Raw genomic sequence first — 4,827 nt, 5'->3', positions numbered from 1 at the left:
TCAATGTTTGGGTTTACTCTTGTTTTTTTTGTTACCAGAAAAATAGTAAGCCAAATTCAATGTGCATTACCCCAATTCGTTGCATTCGCTTGAAATAATGTGATGGTGAAAAGTAAGGTCAATATTATTTTTTTCATTTGATTAATGCTTTCTTGAAGTTTATTTTCATTTGATACTGCGTTACTACAGGTTTTAAGAGATACTCTTTTAAAGGTTTGGGCCCACAACTACCGTTACCTACTGCTCCTTCTTCAAAATCAATATTTAGAATGTTATATTCATTTTCTTTCAATTGATAAGTAAATCGAGCCTTTTTTATATCATTAACATCAAATTTCTGAAGTGAAAAATTGAAAGGGGTAGCACTGCTAACAGTAATTGGTGTTTGCTCGCTTAGAATCTCAACCCAACGAACTTCAGATCGATTTCCGTTAGCTTGTGGTTTAATATAATTCGTAAAGAGTTCATCTATACTCGAAGTGTATATCCCCATTTTCATAGCACTCTTACGGTCTATGTAAGAACTACCAGGGCCTTTACCGTACCACCTCGCACTATCATAGTTCTTAGGTAACTTAACTACATAGCCAATTCTGGGTAGAGATGGAGGAAGATGTTCTCCAAAATAATCAATTGATAAATGAGTTAATAACTCACTATCATTTCCTATCATAAATACCTCGTCTGTATTTATACCGCTGTCACTACCATCGGATTGATACGTTTTTGAGATCTTTATTTGAACTTTTCCTTCTAAATTTTCTGCTGAAAATTCTTTTACTTGACAACGCAACTGATCTGGTTTGAATAGTTTCCACGCTTTTCTGAATGAACGATCATTATCTATGGGAGCTCTATAAAAAGAGAGTTGCATTCCTCCTTGAATAACTTCTTGACCCTTTTTTGTTACTTTTAGTAAAGTACCTGTTGCCTTATCAAATACAAATTCTTCAGTAGAAGTAAATACTGTCAAGATGTTTCCTTCTTCTTCCAAAGAAACTTTTCCTTCTGAAAAGAATGTCATTTCTAATTTCCTCTTAGGTGGCAACACCCATTCTTCATATGCTACTTCATGGTCTAAACCTCCCCAAATAGTTAGCTCTTTTAACTTCACTGATATTTGTAACACATACTCATCATCAGTATTATCTAGTTCTTGCCATTGAGGTAGTGTAATAGTTTGACTTGAAAGACCTTTCAATTTTAATATAAACGGTGTAGTCTTTATCACTTCTCCATTTTTTAATAAAGTCCAACTAAAATTAAATGAATCCAAGTCAGTGACATGATATTTATTTGTAACAGTAATTTCACCTAATTCTATATTCTTAACATCAAAGGCAATATTTTGATATGCTTTTTTGACCTCCTCTGTTTTACTACTCGGAGTTAAGTCTGGAAAAACAAGACCATTTATACAAAAACTCCCAGAATTTGGTTGATCATCAAAGCTTCCTCCAAAAGCCCAATAATGCCCCTTACCAGGAGTAGAACACTCATTATGTGCTTTTTTTATATCAGAAATCATTACTCCGTAACTGCCATCAACTCCTTTTGTAAGCCCTTGGTCTACCCAGTCCCAAATACACCCACCAATTAGATTTGGATATTTTTCAAAAACATCAACATATTCTTGTAGATTTCCGGTACTATTACCCATAGAATGTGCAAATTCATTTAATAAGTAAGGACGATCTGTACCCTCTTTCCCTAAAACAGTCAGATCATCTACTGACTGATAACGACCAAAAGCATTAGGCTTTCCAAATTTTAGAATACCTCCTCCATAAGTATCATAAGATACACCACCATCCGTAATATGATAATGTGTAGGACGAGAAGTATCTATTGATTTAGCTGTACGTTGCATAGCTTCCATATTTACTCCATTACCTGCTTCATTTCCAAAAGACCACATGATAACACTAGGGTGATTCTTATCTCTATGTATCATAGCTTCTAATCGCTCTATATGTGCTTTTTCCCAAGAAGGGTCTTTTGCCAATGAAGCCTCTCCATACTTCATGCCTTGAGATTCTACATTAGCTTCATCAATCACAAGCATACCATACTCATCACATAATTTATAAAAATAAGGGTCAGCAGGATAATGTGCAGTACGGACTGTATTAATATTATATCGTTTCAGCAGTTTTATCTGCTTTTCCATTCGTTCTTTAGAAATTTGCTTTCCATAAATGGGATCATGCTCGACAATATTTACTCCTTTGATGATAAATGGCTTTCCATTAAGCAGAAGTTCATTCTTATCAGAAAGTGCTACCTCTCGAAACCCTATATTTGTATTTACCTCATCTATTAAGTCTTTACCCCTCATCAATTGAAGTTTTAAGGCATAAAGGTTAGGCTTTTCATTACACCAAGGCTTTATGACTGAAAGTATATTTTCTGTTTGAATTTCAGGCTTTGCTTTTATGGATTTACTTATTACCTCTTGACCATTATTGTCGTGTAAACTTATGTGAAGGCTATAGTTTTTTATTTTTTTTCTGGTGCTATTACTTAAATCTATCTGTAAATTCAACTTTGCCCCTTCACCCTCTAATTCCGTTTTTACAAAAAAGTCTCTGATATGTATAGGTGCTTTTTTAATTAGAAAAACATCTCTAAAAATACCACTCATTCTCCAGCCGTCTTGATCTTCAAGATAACTACCGTCACTCCAACGAAATACTTGCATTCGAAGTGTGTTATTTCCTTTCTCTAGGTAAGAAGTAATATTAAAAGTAGCAGGAGACCAACTATCCTGACTGTACCCTACTTTTTTGTTATTAATCCATAAATAAAAGGCTGAGGATACACTTCCAAAATGAATAAAAACTTGCTTCTCTTCTATTTCATCTACAGTAAATTTAGTTTGATAGATTCCAACAGGATTACCATTGACACCTGCAATGAAAGGAGGATTTTTATCAAAAGGGTAGATCTGATTTGTGTATATTGGAGTGCCATAGCCTTGCATTTCCCAAGCTGACGGTACCTTAATTTTATTCCATTCTTTAGGTTTCGCATTAAAAGGTACTTTACTAACATCTTCATAATATGCAAAATCCCAAGTACCATTAAGTGAAGTTACGTCCTTTGAACTATCATCATAAAATAATGTTGAAAAAGGCTTTTCTTTGTTGATTTGAGTAATCGACTGATTTTCCCAAGGATTTCTTTGTACATACATTAGTACTTCTTGAGGTGTAAACTTATCATAGCCACTTAGGCTGTCTGTTAGGATTTTTTTTCCTAACATAGATTCAGTTCTACTAAACATTGGTAGTGCCAAATTTGCTAATTGGCTTTCACTACCTCCACCAGTAATTTGTTTCCATTTCCAAGTTGACTTCCCTTCCATATAGGGAATCACAAAATCAAAGGCCTTCTTTAAACTTCCTCCATTTTCACTTTTGTAATCCCAAAGATCAATATCGGTAAATCTACAGCCCAAATCTGTAATTCGTACTAACGCCCATAAGTTATTGACCGTGTAATTCACCGACTTAGTACGTCCTAACTCATAAGGCTGACTACCATCTTTCGCTATTTGAGTAGCAATTCGAGTATACTTTACTTCTTCCAATTTGGCTTCTGCCTCATCTAGCTTTCCTAAATAAATCATGATACCGATTAATTGAAAATCATAATTGGTTGCATGATTATTACGCCTTGTATTTTCCAGCTTCCCAAATTCACTATTCACCAACCATTCATAATAATCATTAAACCATTGGTCCATCACAGCTTTATCTTTAGCAGACCATAGTGATGCTTTCTCTAACAATTGTATTGTAGTTATAACCTTACCGATATCGGTCCAATCAATAATTGCAAAATTAGTCCCCGGCACTTTTCCTGGAATGGCCTTTCCATAGTCCACATTAGGATTTACTTTGGTTTTTTCATTGATAAACCAAGTACGGACAATCTTTCTAGCTTTAACAATATATTTATTATCTTCTGAAAAATAGTAAGCCAAATTCAGCGTATGTAATGAAGAAAGCATATCTTTCCTCCTTTCCCAGTCTGTTGCAGGCCCTCTGTTAATCGGATTGAATTCACCATCTTTATAGACCCATGGCAAACCATCTTCTTTTGTGGAATCCGGCCAATAATATGCTCCAATCGTATGATAGTCATGTATATCTCCGCTAGCTGGCAACACTGTCTTATTTGTGACAGGATCTATTTTTTTTTTTAACTCTTGATCAGCATAGGCTATAATACTATCATAAGCTTGCACAAACAAAGACTCTCCATTTGCTATCTTCTCTTTTGATGCATCTAACTGTTCTCCATTTAAAAAGATAAGTGGTTGCCCCTTCTTGTTTGGCTCTGAAGCAGAAACATTATTAACAGTAAAAAAAATGAGTAATACTATAAAAAAAATAAAACTTTTTTTTGATCGGATATTCATTATCATTCAAGATTTAACACCTACAAAATTCACTTTGAAACTCACCATGAAAGAGCTTTATCTTTCAGAAAAGTAGGATTGATTTTCAACTTCTAATGCTTAGCTCTAAACTAGATGAACGATATTATATAATAGTCCATTACAATGGTGAAATAGTGTATTCACTAAATTGCCGTTGATGATCAACCGATATTTCTGAAGTTTTCTAAGCCCTACTACTAAGTTTACTTACTTCTTATTCTCCATAACTAATTTACTTCAGTATACTTTTGTGCATAAATTAGTACCTCTTGGGGGGTAAATTTATCGTAACCTCGAAGGCCTTCTGGAAGGATGCTTTTTCCTAACATAGATTCAGTTTTATTGAACATAGGTAATGCCATATTTGCCAATTGACTTTC

The 4,827-nt window shown here is 34.2% G+C and carries 1 protein-coding gene; it reads right to left on the bottom strand.

Going from position 1 to position 4,827, the window contains the following annotated elements:
• Window positions 1-133: 133 nt before the first annotated feature.
• Window positions 134-4,426, bottom strand: coding sequence for a glycoside hydrolase family 2 TIM barrel-domain containing protein (locus PL77_RS29420; RefSeq protein WP_044213493.1), 4,293 nt, complete (start codon window positions 4,424-4,426; stop codon window positions 134-136).
• Between the last annotated feature and the right edge of the window lie 401 nt (window positions 4,427-4,827).

Origin of the sequence: Flammeovirga sp. OC4 (assembly GCF_000812565.1) — a bacterium.
GTDB lineage: Bacteria > Bacteroidota > Bacteroidia > Cytophagales > Flammeovirgaceae > Flammeovirga.
This window is presented reverse-complemented; position numbering and strand designations above follow the sequence as displayed.

What these genes read in the sequence shown, in the direction of transcription:
- PL77_RS29420 (WP_044213493.1), bottom strand. Translation starts at nt 4,426, where the DNA reads ATGAATATCCGATCAAAAAAAAGTTTTATTTTTTTTATAGTATTACTC.